Source organism: Pedobacter ghigonis, from assembly GCF_903166585.1.
Lineage (GTDB): Bacteria > Bacteroidota > Bacteroidia > Sphingobacteriales > Sphingobacteriaceae > Pedobacter > Pedobacter ghigonis.
Genome location: NZ_CAESCM010000002.1, coordinates 264,581 through 283,092, shown reverse-complemented (window position 1 = coordinate 283,092; position 18,512 = coordinate 264,581). Strand labels below are relative to the sequence as shown.

Annotated in this window: 15 protein-coding genes; 5 read left to right on the top strand and 10 right to left on the bottom strand. The window is 38.7% G+C overall.

What is annotated here, in order from left to right; genetic code table 11:
- Positions 1-750 carry a class I SAM-dependent methyltransferase gene (locus tag HWV58_RS04510; protein WP_175632938.1) on the bottom strand — a complete coding sequence of 250 codons (750 nt, stop codon included), beginning with the start codon at positions 748-750 and terminating at the stop codon, positions 1-3.
- 271 nt (positions 751-1,021) lie between these two features.
- Positions 1,022-4,216 (bottom strand): S41 family peptidase, encoded by a 3,195-nt coding sequence (locus HWV58_RS04505; protein ID WP_175632937.1) that lies wholly within the window; start codon positions 4,214-4,216, stop codon positions 1,022-1,024.
- Between the two features lie 129 nt (positions 4,217-4,345).
- Between HWV58_RS04505 and HWV58_RS04500 the strand changes: the two genes are divergently transcribed.
- The 3 genes from HWV58_RS04500 to HWV58_RS04490 all read left to right on the top strand — a co-directional run bounded on the left by HWV58_RS04500 (position 4,346) and on the right by HWV58_RS04490 (position 7,293).
- Positions 4,346-5,626, top strand: a complete 1,281-nt coding sequence (locus HWV58_RS04500) for a glycosyltransferase (RefSeq protein WP_175632936.1) — start codon at positions 4,346-4,348, stop codon at positions 5,624-5,626.
- Positions 5,627-5,761: 135 nt separating this feature from the next.
- The gene (locus HWV58_RS04495) at positions 5,762-6,508 is read left to right on the top strand and encodes a glycosyltransferase family 2 protein (RefSeq protein ID WP_175632935.1); all 747 of its coding nucleotides are present in this window, start codon (positions 5,762-5,764) and stop codon (positions 6,506-6,508) included.
- Between the two features lie 224 nt (positions 6,509-6,732).
- Positions 6,733-7,293, top strand: coding sequence for a type 1 glutamine amidotransferase domain-containing protein (locus HWV58_RS04490; protein WP_175632934.1), 561 nt, complete (start codon positions 6,733-6,735; stop codon positions 7,291-7,293).
- A 65-nt stretch (positions 7,294-7,358) separates the two neighbouring features.
- Here HWV58_RS04490 and HWV58_RS04485 read toward each other — a convergent pair whose 3' ends face one another.
- The 6 genes from HWV58_RS04485 to HWV58_RS04460 all read right to left on the bottom strand — a co-directional run bounded on the left by HWV58_RS04485 (position 7,359) and on the right by HWV58_RS04460 (position 14,317).
- Complete coding sequence (locus HWV58_RS04485; protein ID WP_175632933.1) at positions 7,359-8,402, bottom strand: hypothetical protein; 1,044 nt, start codon at positions 8,400-8,402, stop codon at positions 7,359-7,361.
- Positions 8,403-8,510: 108 nt separating this feature from the next.
- Positions 8,511-9,701, bottom strand: a complete 1,191-nt coding sequence (locus HWV58_RS04480) for a serine hydrolase domain-containing protein (RefSeq protein WP_175632932.1) — start codon at positions 9,699-9,701, stop codon at positions 8,511-8,513.
- A gap of 59 nt (positions 9,702-9,760) precedes the next feature.
- Positions 9,761-10,678 (bottom strand): lysophospholipid acyltransferase family protein, encoded by a 918-nt coding sequence (locus HWV58_RS04475; protein ID WP_175632931.1) that lies wholly within the window; start codon positions 10,676-10,678, stop codon positions 9,761-9,763.
- A gap of 173 nt (positions 10,679-10,851) precedes the next feature.
- Complete coding sequence (gene typA / locus HWV58_RS04470) at positions 10,852-12,654, bottom strand: translational GTPase TypA (RefSeq protein WP_175632930.1); 1,803 nt, start codon at positions 12,652-12,654, stop codon at positions 10,852-10,854.
- A 219-nt stretch (positions 12,655-12,873) separates the two neighbouring features.
- On the bottom strand, positions 12,874-13,653 hold the full coding sequence (locus tag HWV58_RS04465) for an alpha/beta hydrolase (protein WP_175632929.1): 780 nt from the start codon (positions 13,651-13,653) through the stop codon (positions 12,874-12,876).
- 76 nt (positions 13,654-13,729) lie between these two features.
- On the bottom strand, positions 13,730-14,317 hold the full coding sequence (locus tag HWV58_RS04460; RefSeq protein ID WP_175632928.1) for a Crp/Fnr family transcriptional regulator: 588 nt from the start codon (positions 14,315-14,317) through the stop codon (positions 13,730-13,732).
- A 198-nt stretch (positions 14,318-14,515) separates the two neighbouring features.
- Between HWV58_RS04460 and HWV58_RS04455 the strand changes: the two genes are divergently transcribed.
- Positions 14,516-14,743, top strand: coding sequence for a hypothetical protein (locus HWV58_RS04455; protein WP_175632927.1), 228 nt, complete (start codon positions 14,516-14,518; stop codon positions 14,741-14,743).
- Between the two features lie 17 nt (positions 14,744-14,760).
- Here HWV58_RS04455 and HWV58_RS04450 read toward each other — a convergent pair whose 3' ends face one another.
- Positions 14,761-16,134, bottom strand: a complete 1,374-nt coding sequence (locus tag HWV58_RS04450; protein ID WP_175632926.1) for a tetratricopeptide repeat protein — start codon at positions 16,132-16,134, stop codon at positions 14,761-14,763.
- Positions 16,135-16,176: 42 nt separating this feature from the next.
- On the opposite strand from HWV58_RS04450, the gene HWV58_RS04445 reads away from it, so the two are divergent.
- The gene (locus HWV58_RS04445) at positions 16,177-17,937 is read left to right on the top strand and encodes a caspase family protein (RefSeq protein ID WP_175632925.1); all 1,761 of its coding nucleotides are present in this window, start codon (positions 16,177-16,179) and stop codon (positions 17,935-17,937) included.
- Here HWV58_RS04445 and HWV58_RS04440 read toward each other — a convergent pair whose 3' ends face one another.
- A complete protein-coding gene (locus tag HWV58_RS04440) occupies positions 17,938-18,390 on the bottom strand; it encodes a VOC family protein (protein WP_175632924.1) in 453 nt (150 codons plus the stop codon).
- Positions 18,391-18,512 lie beyond the last annotated feature (122 nt).

Below are 18,512 nucleotides of genomic sequence, written 5' to 3'. Positions count from 1 at the left end.
CTAGTTTTTTTTCGCCTCTAATATAATATATGGAGATAGATTTTTGCTCTCGAATGGAATAATCTTCGTAAATATTTTTCCTGCTAACCACACTGCTTTCTTGAAAACACGCACACCAGCTGATTTTTGGTCTTCGTTTTCGAGCCAAACACTAAAACGGCCAAAGTAGCCCGATTTTACTTCTTTCAACCCTGCGTCTTCGCAAATTTTCTGAAGCAATACCGGATTCATGCTGTCGATATTGTGTTTATCGTAGTTCTCTTTATCGAAATTCTTCTGGAACCAGCCATTTACCGCTTTAAAATTAGGCAAGGTGATAAATAAAGTTCCTCCGGGTTTTACAAAGGCAATGTGGCGGTTAATAATATCGGCTGTATCGTTAAAATGCTCAATTAAACCGCAGCTGAGTACCAGGTCGTATTGTTTTTCGGGCGTGTAATTAAACAAATCTGTTTCAATGATGTGGATATCCTTTTCAGTCAATTCATTTTTTTCCAACAGCTCTTTTACAACAGGCGGATGTACAAAATAATCCAATAAGGTAACATCCAGTTTGAAATATTTTTTTAAAAACACTGCATAGTATCCCGGAAAACCACCCAATTCTATAGCCGTTTTAACCTGGTTTTGCTGAATTACATCAGCCAGCTGGCGATGAAACAAATAGTTTGATGGTAGCCGAACCGCAAGTCCTTTTTTACTTTCCCAATAATTTACCCAAAAAGCCCTGTCGGTTAATAAATTTGCCATATTTTAAAAATTCCAGCTCCAAAGAAACGGAAAAATTTGGTTAACTGCCTAAAATGGTTAATTGTTTAAATCGGTTAACTGTTTAAACTGTGAAAGCTTTCGATTGCTTGATTGTTAAATTGGATTCATTGCTAAGTTGATGCAAGTTGGTTAATCGTTGAAATTGGTTAATTGTTTAAACTGTGAGAGCATTCTATAGCTTTATTGTCGGTTGCCAGCAAGCTAACAATCCGACAATAAAACAATCTTTCCTCACCATACCCGATTAACCCTACTTCAAATCTTTCAAAATCTCAGCAACGGCTTTTTCCAATTGCGGATCTTTATCAGCCAGGCGGTCTTCGAAGGTATTTTTCACAAAAATATCGGGCTTAACGCCTTCTTTTTCTATGTTTTTACCATCCATGGTATAACAACCCCACGATGGTAAACGGTATGAAGAACCATCTACCAAACCTTTGGCTGAAGTAAAAATAATCCAGCGATAGGTTTCCGTACCGATTATCTTACCCAGTTTTAACTGTTTAAAGCCAGCTGCAGTCATTTCGGCATCACTTAACGATTGCTCGTTAATTAACAGTACTATCGGCTTCGCAGCTGGGCCAAAATTACTTTGTGGTGCCAATTTCCCGCCACGGTATTTCCATTGCAGGTATGGACGCTGAGAAAGGAATTTCAACACATCATCGTGCACATTACCTCCGGTATTGTAACGAAGGTCTAATATAATGGCCTCCTTATTTTCTTCCTGAGCCACCATATCAAGCAGGAAAGTTTCCAGCTCTCCGGTACCCATATTTTTCATGTACGAATAGGCAATACGGTTATTGCTCCATTTATCTACATTTTTATGGTTTTGGGTAATCCATTCATCGTACAGGTTACCTCTTAAAGCACCGGTACTTTCGGGATGTACATTTACGAAAACCTGCTTGCCATTTCGGTTAAAGGTCAGGGTCATTTCGCGATCTAAAGAAGGTTTACTGAAATAATAATCGCGGTCTATGTTTTCATCTACCTTAACTCCGTTTACTTCTATTAAAATATCGCCAGCTAAAATATTTGTACCGGTGTGGGCAGCATTACTTTTAGCTACAATACGCGCTACTTTTAACGGATTTTCATCGTCGAAGATAATTCCGGTTTCATTGGTTACATAGGTTAAGTTTTTACGCTCTTCGGCTCCCAAACTATTAAAGCCCATGTGCGATGAGTTGAGCTCTCCAAGCATATCGTTTAACAGGATGCGCAGGTCACTGCGGTTATTTACATAGGGCAAATAAGCGGCATAACGGTTTTTCATTTTATCCCAGTCTACCCCGTGAAATTTCTCATCGTAGAAATTTTCATCAAGCCCTACCCAGGTTTCATAAAACATCTGGTTAAACTCGGCATTTAAGTTCCTGGTAAATTTGTAGCCATGGTCTACCCTATCCAGCTTATTGGCCTCTAAAGTATACTTGTTAATTACTCCCCGCGTTAACACAAAAAACTTATCACCAGCCTGAATCAGTGAATAATCGCCACCATCAGCTACTTTTTCGGTTTTATTGGCTTCAAAAGGCTCAATAGTAGTACGGTACAAACCCGGAGCACCGCCTTCATGGTTAGAAGAATAAAACACATAGGTTTTATCGCCTTTGGCATAAGCATCCGTTCCATACTGACCACCAAAAGAAGGCCCAACCAACTCAATCCTATCCAGAATATCCTGGGTATTAATGGTAATTATGTTTGCTGGTTTTGGCGTAGGCTTAACCTCTGTTTTCTTTTTGGCCGTATCTGTTTTTGCCTTTTTATCATTTTGAGTCGCCGGATTAAGCTTTACTTCTGTAGTAGCAGGTTTGGTTTCTTTAAAGAGGTCGTCAAATTTATCCGAACGGAAAGGCTCTCCGTAATTATCTAAAGCCATGCGGTAAATATGGGCATTAGACATACCCGTAGGGTACGAAGGCTTGGTACGTGCACTCGTAAAGAAAATGTATTTCCCATCTGGCGACCATGTCGGGCCGGTTTCGGTAACACCTGTATTGGTTAAATTAATGGTTTTATTCCCCTTAATGTTGTGTACTACAATATCCTGCTCAAAATTGCGGTAAACAGTAAAAAGTACATATTCATCGTTGGGAGAAAAACTTGGTGCGGCACTTTGCAAAGCCCAAAACTCATCGGTTACCAGTGTTTTGCTTTCAAAATTTTTAAGGTCAATTAGTTTCAGTTCATTTCTACCGCTTAAATAAACGCCAATGGTTTTGGTCTTATTCAAGGTAATATCGCGATTATTTGCCCTGTCTTTCGTTAATTGCTTTATCGTTCCTTTGCCGTCTCCGGTTATGGTAAACCAGTTTTGATAGCCGTTAGCCGTCTGACTAAATAAAATCGTTTTGTTATCGGCCAGCCACTTGCATTCCATTGCGCGCTCGCCACTGTTGGTTATTTTGCGGATAAACTTCCCATCAGCATCGCTTACAAAAACTTCGCCACGCGAAATGAAAGCCATTTTTTTGCCATCGGTTGAAACATCAAATGCCGAAATATTGCCCCGCACATCATACTCCTGCTCTTTGCTCAACACCTGGTTGCGAGATGTACTGATGTTTACTTTTTCCGTTTTCTTCGTTGCAACATCGTAGGTGTACAACTGATAATCTTTTTCAAATACTACGGTAGTTCCGTTTGCAGCAACGAACGGACGTTTAATAGAGGTATCGAAATTCGTGAGTCCTGTTTTTTTACCCCCGATAAAGGTATAGAGATTGTATTCGTCGTTTCCCTCATCCGATACAAAAAACACATTTCCCTTCTGGTCTACACTGGTCCAGAAATCTTTGCCAATATAATCGGTATAACGTTTATAGTTTTTTGTTTTCGGGTTATAAGACTGGATATCGGGATTGTAAGCTCCTTTGTAATGTTTACGGTTGGCAAAGCGCATACTTTCCCAGGTATCGCTAAAGAACAACTCCCCACCTGGCGATTCGGCGATGTGGTGTGTAGTGTTAAAGTAATTGTTGAATAAGCGCACCGCCGTACCTCCGTTTATATTTACTTTATAACTCGAAAAAGAATTGTAGCGTCCAGAGGTAAAATAAATGGTTTTCGAATCCCAGCTCCAGTTATCAACCTCATCCGACGCATCGTTAAAGGTTAACTGTTTAATATCCCCACCGGCAACAGGCATCAGGTAAACATCGTAATTACCAAACTGGTTAGATGAAAATGCCAGCCACTTTCCATCAGGAGATATTTTAGGATTAATTTCTTCGCCCTGCATGGCTGTAATGCGCGATGCCACACCGCCTTTTACAGGAACTTTCCAAATATCGCCATCGTAGCTAAATACTATTGTCTGTGCATCGGGCGTTAAAGCTGGATATGCAGCAAAATAAGTTTGGTTTTGGCCAAATGAATGCGCCGGCCATAAAAAAGCCAGGGCTGCAAGTGATTTTAGTAAGGATTTAATCATGATTAAGTTAGTTTGGCTCCGGAAAGACAGTCCTTTTTTGATAAAAGGCATGCCTAACCTTTAGAACGGTAAAATATGTGGATGAAATTACGCAACAGATTTTATAATCGTAAACAATAAAATGTATTTTTGATTGATTTGAAAGTAGTACACCTAAATACCTATGATGGAAATGGTGGAGCAGGCCGTGCCTGCTTACGCCTGAGCAATGCTTTAAAAGCCAGTGGAATCGATTCAAAAGTATTGGTTTACTATAAATTTGGGCAAAACCCCAAAATAGACACTTTTAGTAAATCGCCTTTGCAAAAAGCCAGGGCCGTTTACAATATCTTATCAGAAAGGTATTTTTCAAAATGGTTAAGCAAATCGGTAAAAACACCCTTTAGTTTGCAATGGTTTGGCCGTTCGGTTATCAACCATCCCGATGTTAAAAATGCCGATATTATCCACTTACATTGGGTTAACCACGGTTTTCTGAACCCTAAATTTTTAGCGCAGCTGGATGAGCTGGAAAAACCTATTGTGTGGACTTTCCATGATAGCAATGCTTTTACCGGCGGCTGCCACGTGCGCTATGGCTGCGAGCATTTCCACCAGCAGTGTGGGAATTGCCCGATTTTAAAAATCAGTGGCAAGCATGATATTTCGCATAAAACCTGGATGAGGAAACAGAAGGCCTACACCGAATTAAATTTTCATATTGTAGCGCCGAGCAAGTGGATGGCAGCATCGGTAAAATTCAGCAGTTTGCTGGGCACCAGAAAAACCACCGTTATTCCGAACACCATCGAAACCAAAATTTTTAAGCCTTATGTAAAGGCCGAAGCAAAAAAAATCCTGAAAATTAATCCAGATAAATTTGTACTGATGAGTGGCTTTATGCCCTCAAAAAACGATAAGCATAAAGGAACACCTTATTTAATAGAAGCATTAGAAATTTTAGCGCGCCGTTCCGGCATTCAAAAAGAAAATATTGAGATTGTTATTTTCGGCAATAAGGAGAATGCCGAAATGCCCGAATTCCCGTTTAAAACTACTTTTTTGGGCACCATCAATAAAGATGACCATTTGGCCAAATGCTATTCAGCAGCTGATGCTTTTATCACCCCCTCGCTGGAAGATAATTTGCCCAACACCGTAATGGAAAGTCTGGCCTGTGCCACTCCGGTGGTGGCTTTTACTACAGGTGGCATTCCGGATATGGTTAAACACATGCAAAACGGTTATCTGGCCGAATACCAGAATGCCGAAGATCTGGCTAATGGTATTGAGTGGCTTTACCACCGCCCCAATAAAGATGAGATTCAAAAAGCTGCACGGTTAAGCATCCTCACCGATTTTTCGGAAGAAGTAATTGCTGCAGAACATATTCATTTGTACGAAACTTTGATTGATTTACAGCCGAAATAACCGCTAGAAATTACCTTTCAGCTTAGCATATAATATGGACCCATTCAAAATGTTTGGCCAATTTCATTTTCACTGACAGTAAACAAAAATTACACAATCTTTATTAAATTTACTCCAATCCAAAAAACCCAACCCTTGCCAAAATTAACTGTCATTACCATTGTGTACAATAACGTTCGTGATATTGAACGTACCTTAAAATCTGTTTTAAACCAGACTTATAAAAAAATAGAATATATCGTAATTGATGGTGCCTCCACTGACGGAACGCTGCAGGTGGTTGAACAATATAAAGACCAGATTTCGAAAATCGTATCTGAGCCCGACAAAGGTATTTATGATGCCATGAACAAAGGCTTGGCCCTGGCTACTGGCGACTATGTGCTTTTTATGAATTCGGGGGATGAAATATACGACTTGCATACAGTGGAAGAAGTTTTTGCCAGTTCACCAGGCGCGGATATTTATTATGGCGAAACCGAAATGTACAATGATAACTGGGAAAGTTTAGGCCGCAGAAGACACGAAGCTCCCGAAAAATTTGACTGGACCAGCTTTAAATACGGCATGAATATCAGTCATCAGGCCATTTATATCCGCCGCAGCATTATTGTGCCTTACGATTTAAATTATAAATACAGCTCAGATATCGATTGGATTATCAAAGCAGCTAAAAAAGCCTCCAATATCGTAAATGTACACCGTTATGTAGCCAAATATCTGGTTGGTGGCATGAGTAAGAAAAAACACCGCGAAAGTTTAAAAGAGCGGTTTAATATCTTTAGCAAATACTATGGTTTATTACCTAACATCTTCAACCACGTGGTTATTGCGGGCAATTTAGCTTTGTATTTTGTTAAGCACCGAAGAACTAATGATTAGCCCTTTCATTGCATCAGCGCAATGCTGAACTTGTTTCAGCATCTATAAATTTTATTTGGATTTATCCAACGATTTCATCTAAAATAGATATCAAAACGTTTCGACAGGCTCAAGGTGACAAGTGCCCATTTAAATCAACCATAATAATCGCAATCTCAACTTTCTAAAAACAATAACTTCCCCAAACTGTCTTTAATACATACCTATTAAAAACAGAAAAGATTATGGGACGATTAAGTAACCGCATTATTGCTGTTCTTTCAGAAAGTGGATTTGAAGAAGTAGAATTAACAGAACCCGTAAAAAGGTTAAAAGAAGAAGGCGCAACTGTTCACATCATCTCCTCAAAAAGCGGTAAAATAAAAGCCTGGGATCACGATCATTGGTCGATAGAAGTAGATGTGGATAAAACCATTTCAGAAGCAAATGCCGATGATTACAACGGCTTACTTTTACCGGGCGGGGTAATTAATCCAGATCAGCTGCGTGTTAATGCCGATGCCCTCGCTTTTGTAAAGTCTTTCTTTGCCGATGGTAAACCTGTTGCCGCTATTTGCCATGGACCACAAACGCTGATTAATGCAGATGTAGTTCAGGGTCGCAAAATGACTTCTGTTAAAAATATTTCACAGGATTTAATCAATGCAGGTGCCTTATGGTCTGACGAGGAAGTTGTAGTAGACCAGGGTTTAGTTACCAGCCGTACGCCAGAAGACTTACCCGCATTTAACGATAAAATTGTAGAGGAATTTGCCGAAGGAGTTCACGAAGGCCAGCATGCCTAAAAATTTTGGACGCTCTTTCTAGATTCACTCAAAAACGGTTGGTAATTTTACCAGCCGTTTCTTGTTTAAAGTTTAACCTGTCTGATAATATTTTTAATGTTCAGTTCAATAATATCGGTCATGGTATTGCACTTCAGGTAGTTGGCATCTTTAAAATAATCGCTCATGCCCTGTTTCAGCATAGCAATATTTTCGGGTGTAGTTAGCTCCTCTTTGTTAGATACATCCCTCAAATCAGTTAAACGGTGGCGCTCGCTCCTAACCCGATGTACGATAGAAGATCTTTCTTCCTGCTGATATTGCAGCACCGTTTTATCGGTAAGCTGCTCCATACTCATTTTTACATAAGGCAGGTTCTCTTTAAAAAACTGCGGCAGGTAAACCTTCAGATTCCCTTCGTAAAACTGCTGATCAAAGTCGATTGCCCTGATACGGAACTGAATATCATCAAAATCGGGTGTAATCTGAACTACAAAATTATAGGCCCTCATATCGCCCAAAAGCATAATTAAACAACGCTCGTTAAACTTTACAAACTCTTTTGCTATACGTGTTGGGTTAAATTCGGGTGCATACAACTGTCCTTTGGTAAATACATCACCGGGGATACCTGCAATATGCTCTTCTACCAGCGTATCACCATCTACCAGATAATTAACCTGATTAGGCGACAGTATTTCTTCCATCTCCAGGCCATAAATACGCGAAGCATCAGCTTTTTTGATATAGAAATAATCGTAAACATCATTTAAGCGGTTTACAATCCTGATGCGGAACGGATGCGTATTCCCAAAAGTACAATATTCAATTTTATCGATGTATTTATGCTCTACAATACGCAAATTGCCCGATGCCTTTAAGTTTGCATAAACTTCTTTCAGCCCGTTATGCAGATTTTCAATTAAATCCTGGGCATAAATAGGTCCTTCCCAAAGCGAATCCTTGCCAAACTTATCCATTAACGGAAAAGCCTCGTTGAACTGCATCAAATCCTGATACGAAATAGGCAGCTTAGCCTCACGCTGGTAGGTACGCAAATATTTCTGCAAAGCAGGCGTTACCGGAAATATCGGTTTCTTTTTCGAAATTTTTACGTCGTTGTTTTCCATGCAAAGGCAATGTACAGTTTAAAAATTTAACCGCAAAGAACGCTAAGTTTTACGCTAAGCGAAACTAAATTGCGTACTTTGCGCCTATTTTCTTTGCGCACTTCGCGGTTAAGGCTTAGGGTAGCTAAATGGCAAGCCACTTAAATACCGGCTTATTCTGCGATAAGGGTAATTACCAGCGCCATGATCGGCAAACTGCACAATAATGGTATTCGTTTTCGGATCGACATACAAACGCTGCCCCAGCATCCCTTCGGCTGCGTAATCGCCATTTTCGCCAGCCTGCGGAATCCACCAGAGGTAATGATGGGCAGATTGCTGCCAACCTTTTGCCGAAGCGGGTTTTTCGGCACCAATCGTTACCGATTGTTCTACCCAAGCCTCCGGTACCACCTGCCGGCCATTGTATTTACCTTTATTTAAATACAATCGACCAATTTTAGCCAGATCGATAGCTGTAACCTGAAAACGGCTGGCGGTATTGGTTATTCCATTTACCTGATCTAAACCCCATGTAGCATTATACTCGGATCCTATCTTCTTCCAAAGATGTGATTCGAAATATTGGGTAACCGATTGCCCTGTTGCCTTTTTCAACACCCAACCCAATAAAATCGGATCGATACTCTTGTATTTCCAAACTGTACCGGGTTTATTCACCAGCTTCACTTTCATCAGCTCAGCCTGAACATCATCGGTATAATAATATTTAGCCTCATCAGAAAAGAAAGCCTTTAATATGCCTCCAATAGCATCCTGAAAATCCAGTCCGGATTTCATATCCAACAGATTTTTCAGTGTAATTTGTTCAAATGCAGGGTTAGCCTTTAACTCTGGTATGTAATCGGTCACCTTATCGCTTAAGTGCCTGATTTTTCCTTCACTCAAAGCCTGGCCAATCATAATGGAAATCATGCTTTTTGCACCAGAAAATATAGTGGTTAAGGTGCTATCCCTATACCCCTTATCGTACCTTTCGTACAACACGCTATCATTTCTAATAACCAAAAAAGCATTAATTGTTCCGTTTTTCAGATAATCTTTTAAGGGAACCGATTGGTTTTTCCCGTCTAAAACATGAAGTGTATCCAGATCATTCCGCTGACTTGCCAGCCGGATAAAATGAAAAGCTGAATCACTTTTATGTACAATTTCCTGCGGAAAAACTTTATAAGTTTCGGCACCTGGTGTACGGTACTTTAATACTTTAAGCAGATATGGATGCCATAGGAATAACCCAAATAGGGATAAAAAAAAGGCGTAAATGAAAATTAAGAGTATTTTTTTGATGGTTTTCATTGCTTGCAGACATTATACCCATTAATACAATTTAGATATTAAGCCAACATTTAGATGGTTTAAGCTTCTAAATTTCGACCTTTCACGGCGGCTCTTGGTCCATTATCTTCCCTTTTATATTTCCACCTACGGTGACTCCACAACCAATAAGGCGGCGTGTCCCTTATCATATCTTCCAGGAAGCGGGTATGAAGTTCTGTAATTTCAAACTCAACAGTTGTTGTAGGGTTTAAACATATTGGCACACAATCTACTTCATAATAACCTCTTTTCAGGTAATTTATTTTGAGGTAAAAAATTGGCCGGTTTGTTTTTTTAGCAATCTTTTCTACTCCCAACTGAATGGCGCTTTCCTGGTTTAAAAAGGTCGTCCAGTAACTCGAATCTTCTCTTGTAGGTGCCTGGTCGCTACCAAAAGTAAACATGGTTGTTTCATTTTTGGTTGCTTGAATTGACCTTAATGTTTGTCGCATCGAAACCATGTGGTTACCAAAACGGCTTCGCATTTTAATAAACCAGTTATCAAAAGCTTCACTGCTCAATGGCTTGTAAATGGGATAATGCCCGCCCGAAAAGTTTAGGCCTATGGCCATACAAACCCACTCGTAATTGCCATAATGCGATGAGCAGAAAATTACACTTTCGTTATTTTTAAGATAGGCCTCTACCAGATCGGCATTTTTAAAAACTACCCGTTTATTCAGTTCTTTTTTAGAGATGCTTTTCATTTTAATTACTTCAATAAAAAGCGAAGCTAAAAACTTGTAGAACTTTTTTTCTATGGTCTTAATTTCGGTAGGGTCTTTTTCGGGGAATGCATTCATCAGGTTTTCTTTCACCACTTTACGGCGGTAACCGAAAACATAAAACAAAAGCACATAAAACAAGTCAGCCAACCTGTATAAAACAAACAATGGCAAAAGGGAGAGCATATTAAGGAAAAATATACCCACGTAGGATAATTCTTTATTAAGCATGATAAAGATTAGGATATAAATTTACAAATTTAGGACTGAAACGAAAATTAACCGCCATTTAATTGTTAATTTTTATATCCCTCCGCGTATTAAGGTTTAGCATAAAAAAAGCCCATCTCAATTAAGAAATGGGCTGTATATATTTAAATCCCTTTTTGGAGATTTAGAAATTATTAGTTTTTACTACCGTTCATTTTACGTAGTTGCTCTGTTAAGAAGATTTTACGTAAACGCATGCTTTGCGGTGTAACCTCTATGTACTCATCAGCCTGGATATACTCCATAGATTCTTCTAGCGAGAATTTAATTGCTGGTGCAATACGGGTGTTATCATCGGTACCAGAAGCACGCATGTTGGTTAAAGCTTTTCCTTTAACGATGTTAATTACTAAGTCGTTATCGCGAATGTGCTCTCCTAGAATCTGACCTTCGTAAATATCAACTCCCGGATCAACGAAGAAACGACCTCTATCTTGTAATTTATCAATTGAATAAGCAGTAGTTGTACCTTTATCCATAGAGATTAAAACGCCATTTAAACGACCAGGGATTGTACCTTTCCAAGGCTCGTAAGCTTTGAAACGGTGAGCCATAATTGCTTCACCAGCAGTAGCTGTTAAAACGTTGTTACGTAACCCGATGATACCACGAGATGGAATTTCGAATTCTAAGTGTTGTAAATCACCTTTTGGTTCCATAATCAATAACTCACCTTTACGTTGCGTTACCAATTCGATTACTTTACCAGAAACTTCTGCAGGTACATCTACAATTAAAGTTTCAACAGGCTCATGTTTTTTACCGTCGATTTCTTTAACAATAACTTGTGGCTGACCAACTTGCAACTCATAACCTTCGCGACGCATGGTTTCGATTAATACTGATAAATGGAGAATACCACGACCGTAAACTAACCACGAATCTGCACCTTGAGTTTCAACAACTTTAAGGGCTAAATTTTTCTCCATTTCCTTCATCAAACGATCTTTGATACGTTGAGAAGTAACTAATTTACCTTCTTTACCAAAGAAAGGTGAGTTATTAATGGTGAACAACATGTTCATTGTTGGCTCGTCGATACTGATAACTGGTAATTGCTCTGGTGCTTCGAAATCAGCGATAGTATCACCTATATCAAAACCATCAATACCTACAACAGCACAAATATCTCCTGAACTTACTTCAGAAGTTCTAACTTTACCTAAACCTTCGAAAGTATAAAGTTCTTTTACTCTTGATTTAACAATTTTACCATCGCGCTTAATTAAAGTAACCGGTTGGTTTTCTTTAATAGTACCACGGTGAACACGGCCAATTGCAATACGACCTACGAAAGAAGAATAATCTAAAGAGGTGATCTGCATTTGTAAAGTACCTTCGTTAATTGGTGCAGCAGGAATATTTTCTACTACAGCATCTAACAAAGCAAAAATATCAGTTGTTGGTTTCTGCCAGTCAGTACTCATCCATCCTTGTTTAGATGAACCGTAAATAACCGGAAAATCCAATTGATCTTCAGTTGCTTCAAGGTTAAAGAACAATTCAAAAATTTGTTCGTAAACCTCTTCCGGGCGACAGTTTTCTTTATCTACTTTGTTTACAACCACAATTGGTTTTAAACCCAGCGCCAAAGCTTTTTGTGTTACGAAACGTGTTTGAGGCATTGCACCTTCAAAAGCATCGCAAAGTAAAAGTACACCATCAGCCATTTTTAATACACGCTCTACCTCACCGCCAAAATCCGCGTGACCAGGAGTGTCAATGATGTTAATTTTTACGTCTTTATATTGAACAGATACGTTTTTAGATACGATAGTGATACCACGTTCACGCTCTAAATCGTTGTTATCCAATATCAATTCTCCTTTCTGTTCGTTATCACGAAAAACAGAACAAGAGTGTAAAATTTTATCAACCAATGTGGTTTTACCGTGGTCAACGTGTGCTATAATAGCTATATTTCTAATCTTTTGCATAAAATGCGCCTATAAATTTGGCGCAAAGATAGTGTTTAAAAATGGGATTTCTACTATACAACTCACTATTTAATGCTATGATAATGTTGCAATTATCTCATTTTTAATTAGAAAAGCCAAAGCAACAATTAATGGCGAACCTGGGCGCTTTAACTTCTACCAACAATTTCAGAAGCAATATTGTAAATTTGCCATTACCAGCATAAACGGAAAGCGACGTTAGTTTCTGATCCAGTTATAAATGTAAGTGGCCACCTCTTCCCAGCCACGCTCACCACAAATAAAATGACTTCTGCCGTTAAACATTTTAAAATCAGTTACGCTAGTACTATCCTGATTTTTGTAGGCTTCGTAGTTTCGTTTATTTAAGCTTGCTGGCATAATGTGATCTTTCTCGCCGGCTATGAACAACAGTGGCTGATGGGCTTTTTTAAAATCTATTCTTGCATAGCTTTTTAATGTTCCCCATGCAATTGCCCTGCTTTCGGGAACTACAAATTCATCAAATACCTTATCTGATTCTACTCTTGGCAAGGTATTACCAAATGTATAATGAAACCAGGCTTTAGTCGGCATAAAAACGGAGTTGCCTTTAAATGGGTTAACCACAGTAAAATTGGATTTCCAGAAACTCCATTCGTATGGAATAACACCTTGTGGAGGAGCGCCATCAATCGTTACACCTGCTTCGCCTTTACCAAGGTCCATCAATTTCTGAACAGTTAAACCGCCTAAGGAATGGCCAATTAGAATTGGTTTTTCGGGTAAGGTATCAATAAACTGAACGAGGTTATTGACTACATCAACAAAATTGACCTGGGTTAAATTGGGATCGATATTTTTCCTTAGTGCTTCGGGATTGCCACTGTGCGATGGATTGGCAGGAGCATAAACGGTATACCCTTTGGTTTCAAAGAAAGTTTTCCAGTTTTCCCAGCTTTTGTTGTTTACAAAAAGGCCATGTACCAATACGATTGTTTTTGATTTTAAATTTTTCATGTTGTTTTTAGTTTTAATTTGATACCCCAAATCTCCGCCATAAAAACAGCAATAATTTTAACCCAGGTTAAAATCGTTATTTACCTGTAAGTCTTTTTCTTATCCTACTTAATGATGGTCCCTGAATGCCTAAATAAGAAGAAATGTGATAGAGCGGAATATTGTTAAAAATCTGTGGGTGATATTTAATCAGATCCAGATAACGCTGCTCGGGCGTTTTAAACACAAAACTCTCTGCCCTATCCATGGCAATATTAAATGCTTCTTGTGCTAAAAGCCGCCCAAAGGTTTCCCATTGGTGCGATTGCTGGTAGAGCTGCAGTAAATCATCGATGTGAATGTAAACCACCAATGCATCAGTCATGGCCTGCGTGTGGTAATCGCAGGGTTGCTGATTAATGAAACTTTTAAAGGTAACTACAAACTGGTTGCCCGAATAGAGAAATACATTTTTTTCTTCACCACTCTTTTCGTCAACCACATAAGAACGGAATACCCCATCTATTATAAAGCCCAGAAATTTGCAAACTGTTCTATGTTCATTGTAAAATTCGCCTTTCTTATATCGTTTTATTTTCCAGTTGAGCTTTGAAAGTTCGAAGGCCGCACTGTCCATTTTAGCGAATTGAGAAAGGGCGTAAGCAACAACATCTATTTCTTGCATGGCTTAGGAGGTTAAATAGCTTTGAATACTAAATATCGCTATTGCTTTCCAAATAGCAATAACTGCGGTTAACATTTTAAGCTTAATATTCGCTTATTAAGCAAGCAGAAACAGTTTACACATTTCAACAAAATGATTTACAACCATTTACTAAACAAATTTTAAGCTGTAACTTTCAAGAAACTTAACTCAAACCAGATGAAAAAAATCATTTTAACCGGGGCAATTGTTGTTTCACTTGGATCGGCACTATCGCTGCAAAGCTGTAACAACGAAAAGAAAACCGAAACCACCACAGACACAACTATCGTAAAAACGACTGATACAGTAGTTGTTGATAGCACAAAAGTAATGTCATCATCAAAAATGAAAGACACTACCGATACAGGAGGAAGAAATGGTCAGGCGCCACCTCCAAAAAAATAAGTCGCTGATCCAGGTTATTAGTCATTGTTTTTAAGTTGCCTCATTTGCTGGTGGTGTTCTCGTATTTTACTTAACTTATTAATCAACCAGTGCTCTACTCTATGGTGGGCTGGTGTAAGTAAGGATGCAATAACCACAAAAACTACAATTTCTATCAATGGCGAATGGTGCGATTTTTCGGCAACAAAGGGATGAATAAACAGTGTAAGGTATTCGAACAGCATTAACAACGAAACAATGCCCGAAAACTCGATCAGCTTTTTATTTACTTTTCTTCTGCTCAAAAATATGCTGATGAAAAAGAAGATGGGGATAAGGATACCAATGGCAAGCAGCTGCAATTTCTGTTGCCTTTCTTCAGCTTCTTTTTCCCGGGCTTCTACAATTTCTTTTTGGCGCATTTCTTCGGCAATGGTAATGCTTTGCACTTCTTTTGCCCGTTCTTTACTATCAATGGTATCAGAAAGGTTAATCATTATTTCCTGATAAGCAAATGCGCTATCGATCTTATCCTGGCTTTTATAAAGCTTTACCAAAAATGCGCTAGCATCTACAGCCCTCGCTAAAAATTCATTTTTACTGGCCAGTTGATACACATAGCGCGCATAATAAATAGCAGAATCTATTTTCCCCTGCTCGCGGTAAATTTTGGCTAAACCTAAGTTACATTCAGCCAGTGTATTATAATCTTCAACTGCAGTTAAATACGGTATACTTCTTTTGTAATAAGTAAAGGCCTGTGCAAAATCGGCCCGCTTAATGTAAATGTTGCCTAAATTATTTAATGAAGTTCCGGTTATCAGTCCGTTTTTTTGAAGCAGCGATAACTCATAGGCATTTTGTGTATATACCATGGCTGATGAGAGGCTATCTGCCTTCTCATAAATATCTCCAATATTGAGCTTTGCGTATAATGCAAGTTCGGGCAGCTTGTTCGCTTTTGCAATAGAATCGGCCTTGAAGGCATAAAACAAAGCTTTTTTCACTTCTTTTTCGCTGTTATAAACCAGTGCAATACTCAGGTAAGCACTCCCAATATTTTCTGGTATAGCTCTTTTTTCTTCAATTTTTATCTGCTCAATAAAATATTCTATCGCCTTTGGATAATTATGCAGGGAATGAAAAGCATTTGCAATACTGTTTAAAGCCCACGATTCGCCTCTTAAAAATTTGATCTTTTTAGATAGATCAAAAGCCTGTTTTGCCAACAACATGGCAGAATCCGGCTTATACTTATGGTAATAATAACTGAGATTATAAAGTGCAATAACTCTGCCGGTATCTGTTTTCTGATAGGATAAATTTTCATATAAACTATCTACTTCCCTGGTTTGTGCAAAAACTGTAAAACATGTAAAGCATATTGCACAAAAAATAGTTATTACTTTCATTATCAGTTATTTAAAAACTAAATTTAATTAAAAATGAATGATATGCGCAAGTTCCTGATCATAATAATATTTTTCATTTTCTTTTTACCCCTAAATGGTATAGCGCAAAATAAATATGCCGTTGTTATAGGGATAAACGAATATTTTGATGCACCGGGAGTAAAAAGCAGCAGGCACAATCTAAAAGGCTGTGTAAACGATGCACTAAGCATAAAATCATTGCTTTTAAACCGTTTCAGTTTTCCAAAAGAAAATATTACCATGCTGTTAAATGCTGCCGCTACAGAGAAAAACATGACGGATGCCATGCTCGAAATATTGAATAAAGGCAAGGCAGGTGATGCGGTAGTTTTCTTTTTTTGTGGCCATGGGGTTTACATCGATAATCCGGCAACCTTAAAAAATCCTTTCAAACTGGGTTATAGTCAGGCCATTTGCATGAGCAACCTTTACGCACCCAACCACGGATGCCTGGTAAAAGACAATACTTTAAAGCTCTTGTTTAACCGCTTCGTAGAAAAAAAATTAATCCTGACTACCCTATTCGATTGCTGTTATAGCGGAAATATTGCCATGGGAAAAGAAGCTCCACCTATGCACAATGGTTATCGTTATAACGAAATTGAAGGAAACAAGGATGTTCCGCGTGGAAGCATCCCTTTTGATATGACTGCTACACTAACAATTGCCGATACAGCCAACATTCCTAGACCGTCAGAAACCAAAAACTCGCGTTTTGCCTCACTTTCGGCCTGCACAAATGCAGAAAAGGCGCTGGAAATTTATGATGAATCGGGTCGGTCGCATGGTGCATTTACCAAATCGCTGATCAGTGTTTTCGAAAGAAGTAAAGTAGACCTTTCTTTTTCAGAAGTAATATCCAGGATAACAAACGAGGTCGACATTAAGCAACGTTTGCAACAAGACCCAACTTATCATTTCGATAGTTTAAGAAGGTACACCAATTTTATAGGCTTACCCTTACAAAAAATTACGCCATTATTTACGGCGACTTGTATTAACACAGGAAACAGTAAAATTACACTGAATGCAGGCTATAATAATGAAATCGCCTTCGGAAATATCTTTAAATCAAAAGACAATAAAATCAGCCTTACAATTTTAAAGGTGTTTTCCGATAGCTCCATAGCCACAATAAATCCGGCTTTAAAAGTTAAAAAAGGAGATGTGTTTGTTCGATCAGATCCCTACAGAATTTCAGCTCCTTTGCTTAAAATTTTTATCCCTGCCGCAAACCTTAATTCAGCCGAATTTACGACGATGTTCAACAAAGAAATATTGCCTTACACCAAAGATAAAGGCTACCAGGATTATTTCAACTGGACTTTTGACATAAACAGCTCAACTTTTTTGTACAGCAACCAGCTAAATCCACATCGCGAAATCTCTGCGATGACCAAACGGGGCGGGTTTTATGTGCTGATGTCAATACCAAAAGATCTGGCGAATGCGATAACAACAAAACTGGAAAAGGAACAAAGTATACAGTTGGTAAATTCGCCGGAAGAGGCAAACCTGGTACTCTATTTAAATTACGCAGTTGTTTCTAAAGATAATAAAAAACCCCGTTTTATTTTTACCTATCACGAGCCGCTACCACCAGATATCAGTTCGGGAGCAATTAGCCGCATTCGTTTTTATGGTTATCGTGCAACAGCCCCACGCTTAATGCTAAATAAATTGGCGTTAACTGCGCTTACAAATGAGATACAACAAATTACTTACGATGCTATACGGAGTAAAGGCACGCGATGGATTAATATGTATGCCAAACGGAAGTAGTTATTGATTTATCATCAACCAGTTTTCATAAGTAATAACGCCTAACTCTGGTCGCCCCTCGCCAGGTAAAATGGCAATAAACTCTAAAGCATGGCCATCAGGGTCGTTAAAATAAATGGCTACAGCAGGCATCCATGCAAACACCATTGGAACCATATCATCACTTTTTAAAAAATTATAAGGCTTCAGGTTGCGTTGCGCTAAAAAACTGACTGATTTATTGAGCACATCAGCTAGCTCGCACCTAAATGCAAAATGCCTGATATCAATTTCGTGCTTTGGTTTCTCCCAAATTCCCAGCATGGCCCCTTTAGGCTCACCAATCCAGAAAAAGGCAATCCGCCGTTCTGCTTCATAATGGCACTGGGTTAAACCCAAAGTAGTGCTGTAGAAATCGATAGATCTTTCCAGGTTTTCTACATAAATGTGTGTTTCAAATAGTCCTTTAATCATAAAGTGAAGGTAGCGATACGGCATCTGCATAAAAAATCACGATCTTCGATAAACACATCAATAAAATTGATATCCCTGTTTAACCTTGCCATTTGGGTTACCCGAAAGCTTAAATTTGTATT

Coding starts and splice junctions, on each gene's coding strand:
- HWV58_RS04510 (WP_175632938.1), bottom strand. CDS start 750: ATGGCAAATTTATTAACCGACAGGGCTTTTTGGGTAAATTATTGGGAA.
- HWV58_RS04505 (WP_175632937.1), bottom strand. CDS start 4,216: ATGATTAAATCCTTACTAAAATCACTTGCAGCCCTGGCTTTTTTATGG.
- HWV58_RS04490 (WP_175632934.1), top strand. CDS start 6,733: ATGGGACGATTAAGTAACCGCATTATTGCTGTTCTTTCAGAAAGTGGA.
- HWV58_RS04485 (WP_175632933.1), bottom strand. CDS start 8,402: ATGGAAAACAACGACGTAAAAATTTCGAAAAAGAAACCGATATTTCCG.
- HWV58_RS04480 (WP_175632932.1), bottom strand. CDS start 9,701: ATGAAAACCATCAAAAAAATACTCTTAATTTTCATTTACGCCTTTTTT.
- HWV58_RS04475 (WP_175632931.1), bottom strand. CDS start 10,678: ATGCTTAATAAAGAATTATCCTACGTGGGTATATTTTTCCTTAATATG.
- typA (WP_175632930.1), bottom strand. CDS start 12,654: ATGCAAAAGATTAGAAATATAGCTATTATAGCACACGTTGACCACGGT.
- HWV58_RS04465 (WP_175632929.1), bottom strand. CDS start 13,653: ATGAAAAATTTAAAATCAAAAACAATCGTATTGGTACATGGCCTTTTT.
- HWV58_RS04460 (WP_175632928.1), bottom strand. CDS start 14,317: ATGCAAGAAATAGATGTTGTTGCTTACGCCCTTTCTCAATTCGCTAAA.
- HWV58_RS04455 (WP_175632927.1), top strand. CDS start 14,516: ATGAAAAAAATCATTTTAACCGGGGCAATTGTTGTTTCACTTGGATCG.
- HWV58_RS04450 (WP_175632926.1), bottom strand. CDS start 16,134: ATGAAAGTAATAACTATTTTTTGTGCAATATGCTTTACATGTTTTACA.
- HWV58_RS04445 (WP_175632925.1), top strand. CDS start 16,177: ATGCGCAAGTTCCTGATCATAATAATATTTTTCATTTTCTTTTTACCC.
- HWV58_RS04440 (WP_175632924.1), bottom strand. CDS start 18,390: ATGATTAAAGGACTATTTGAAACACACATTTATGTAGAAAACCTGGAA.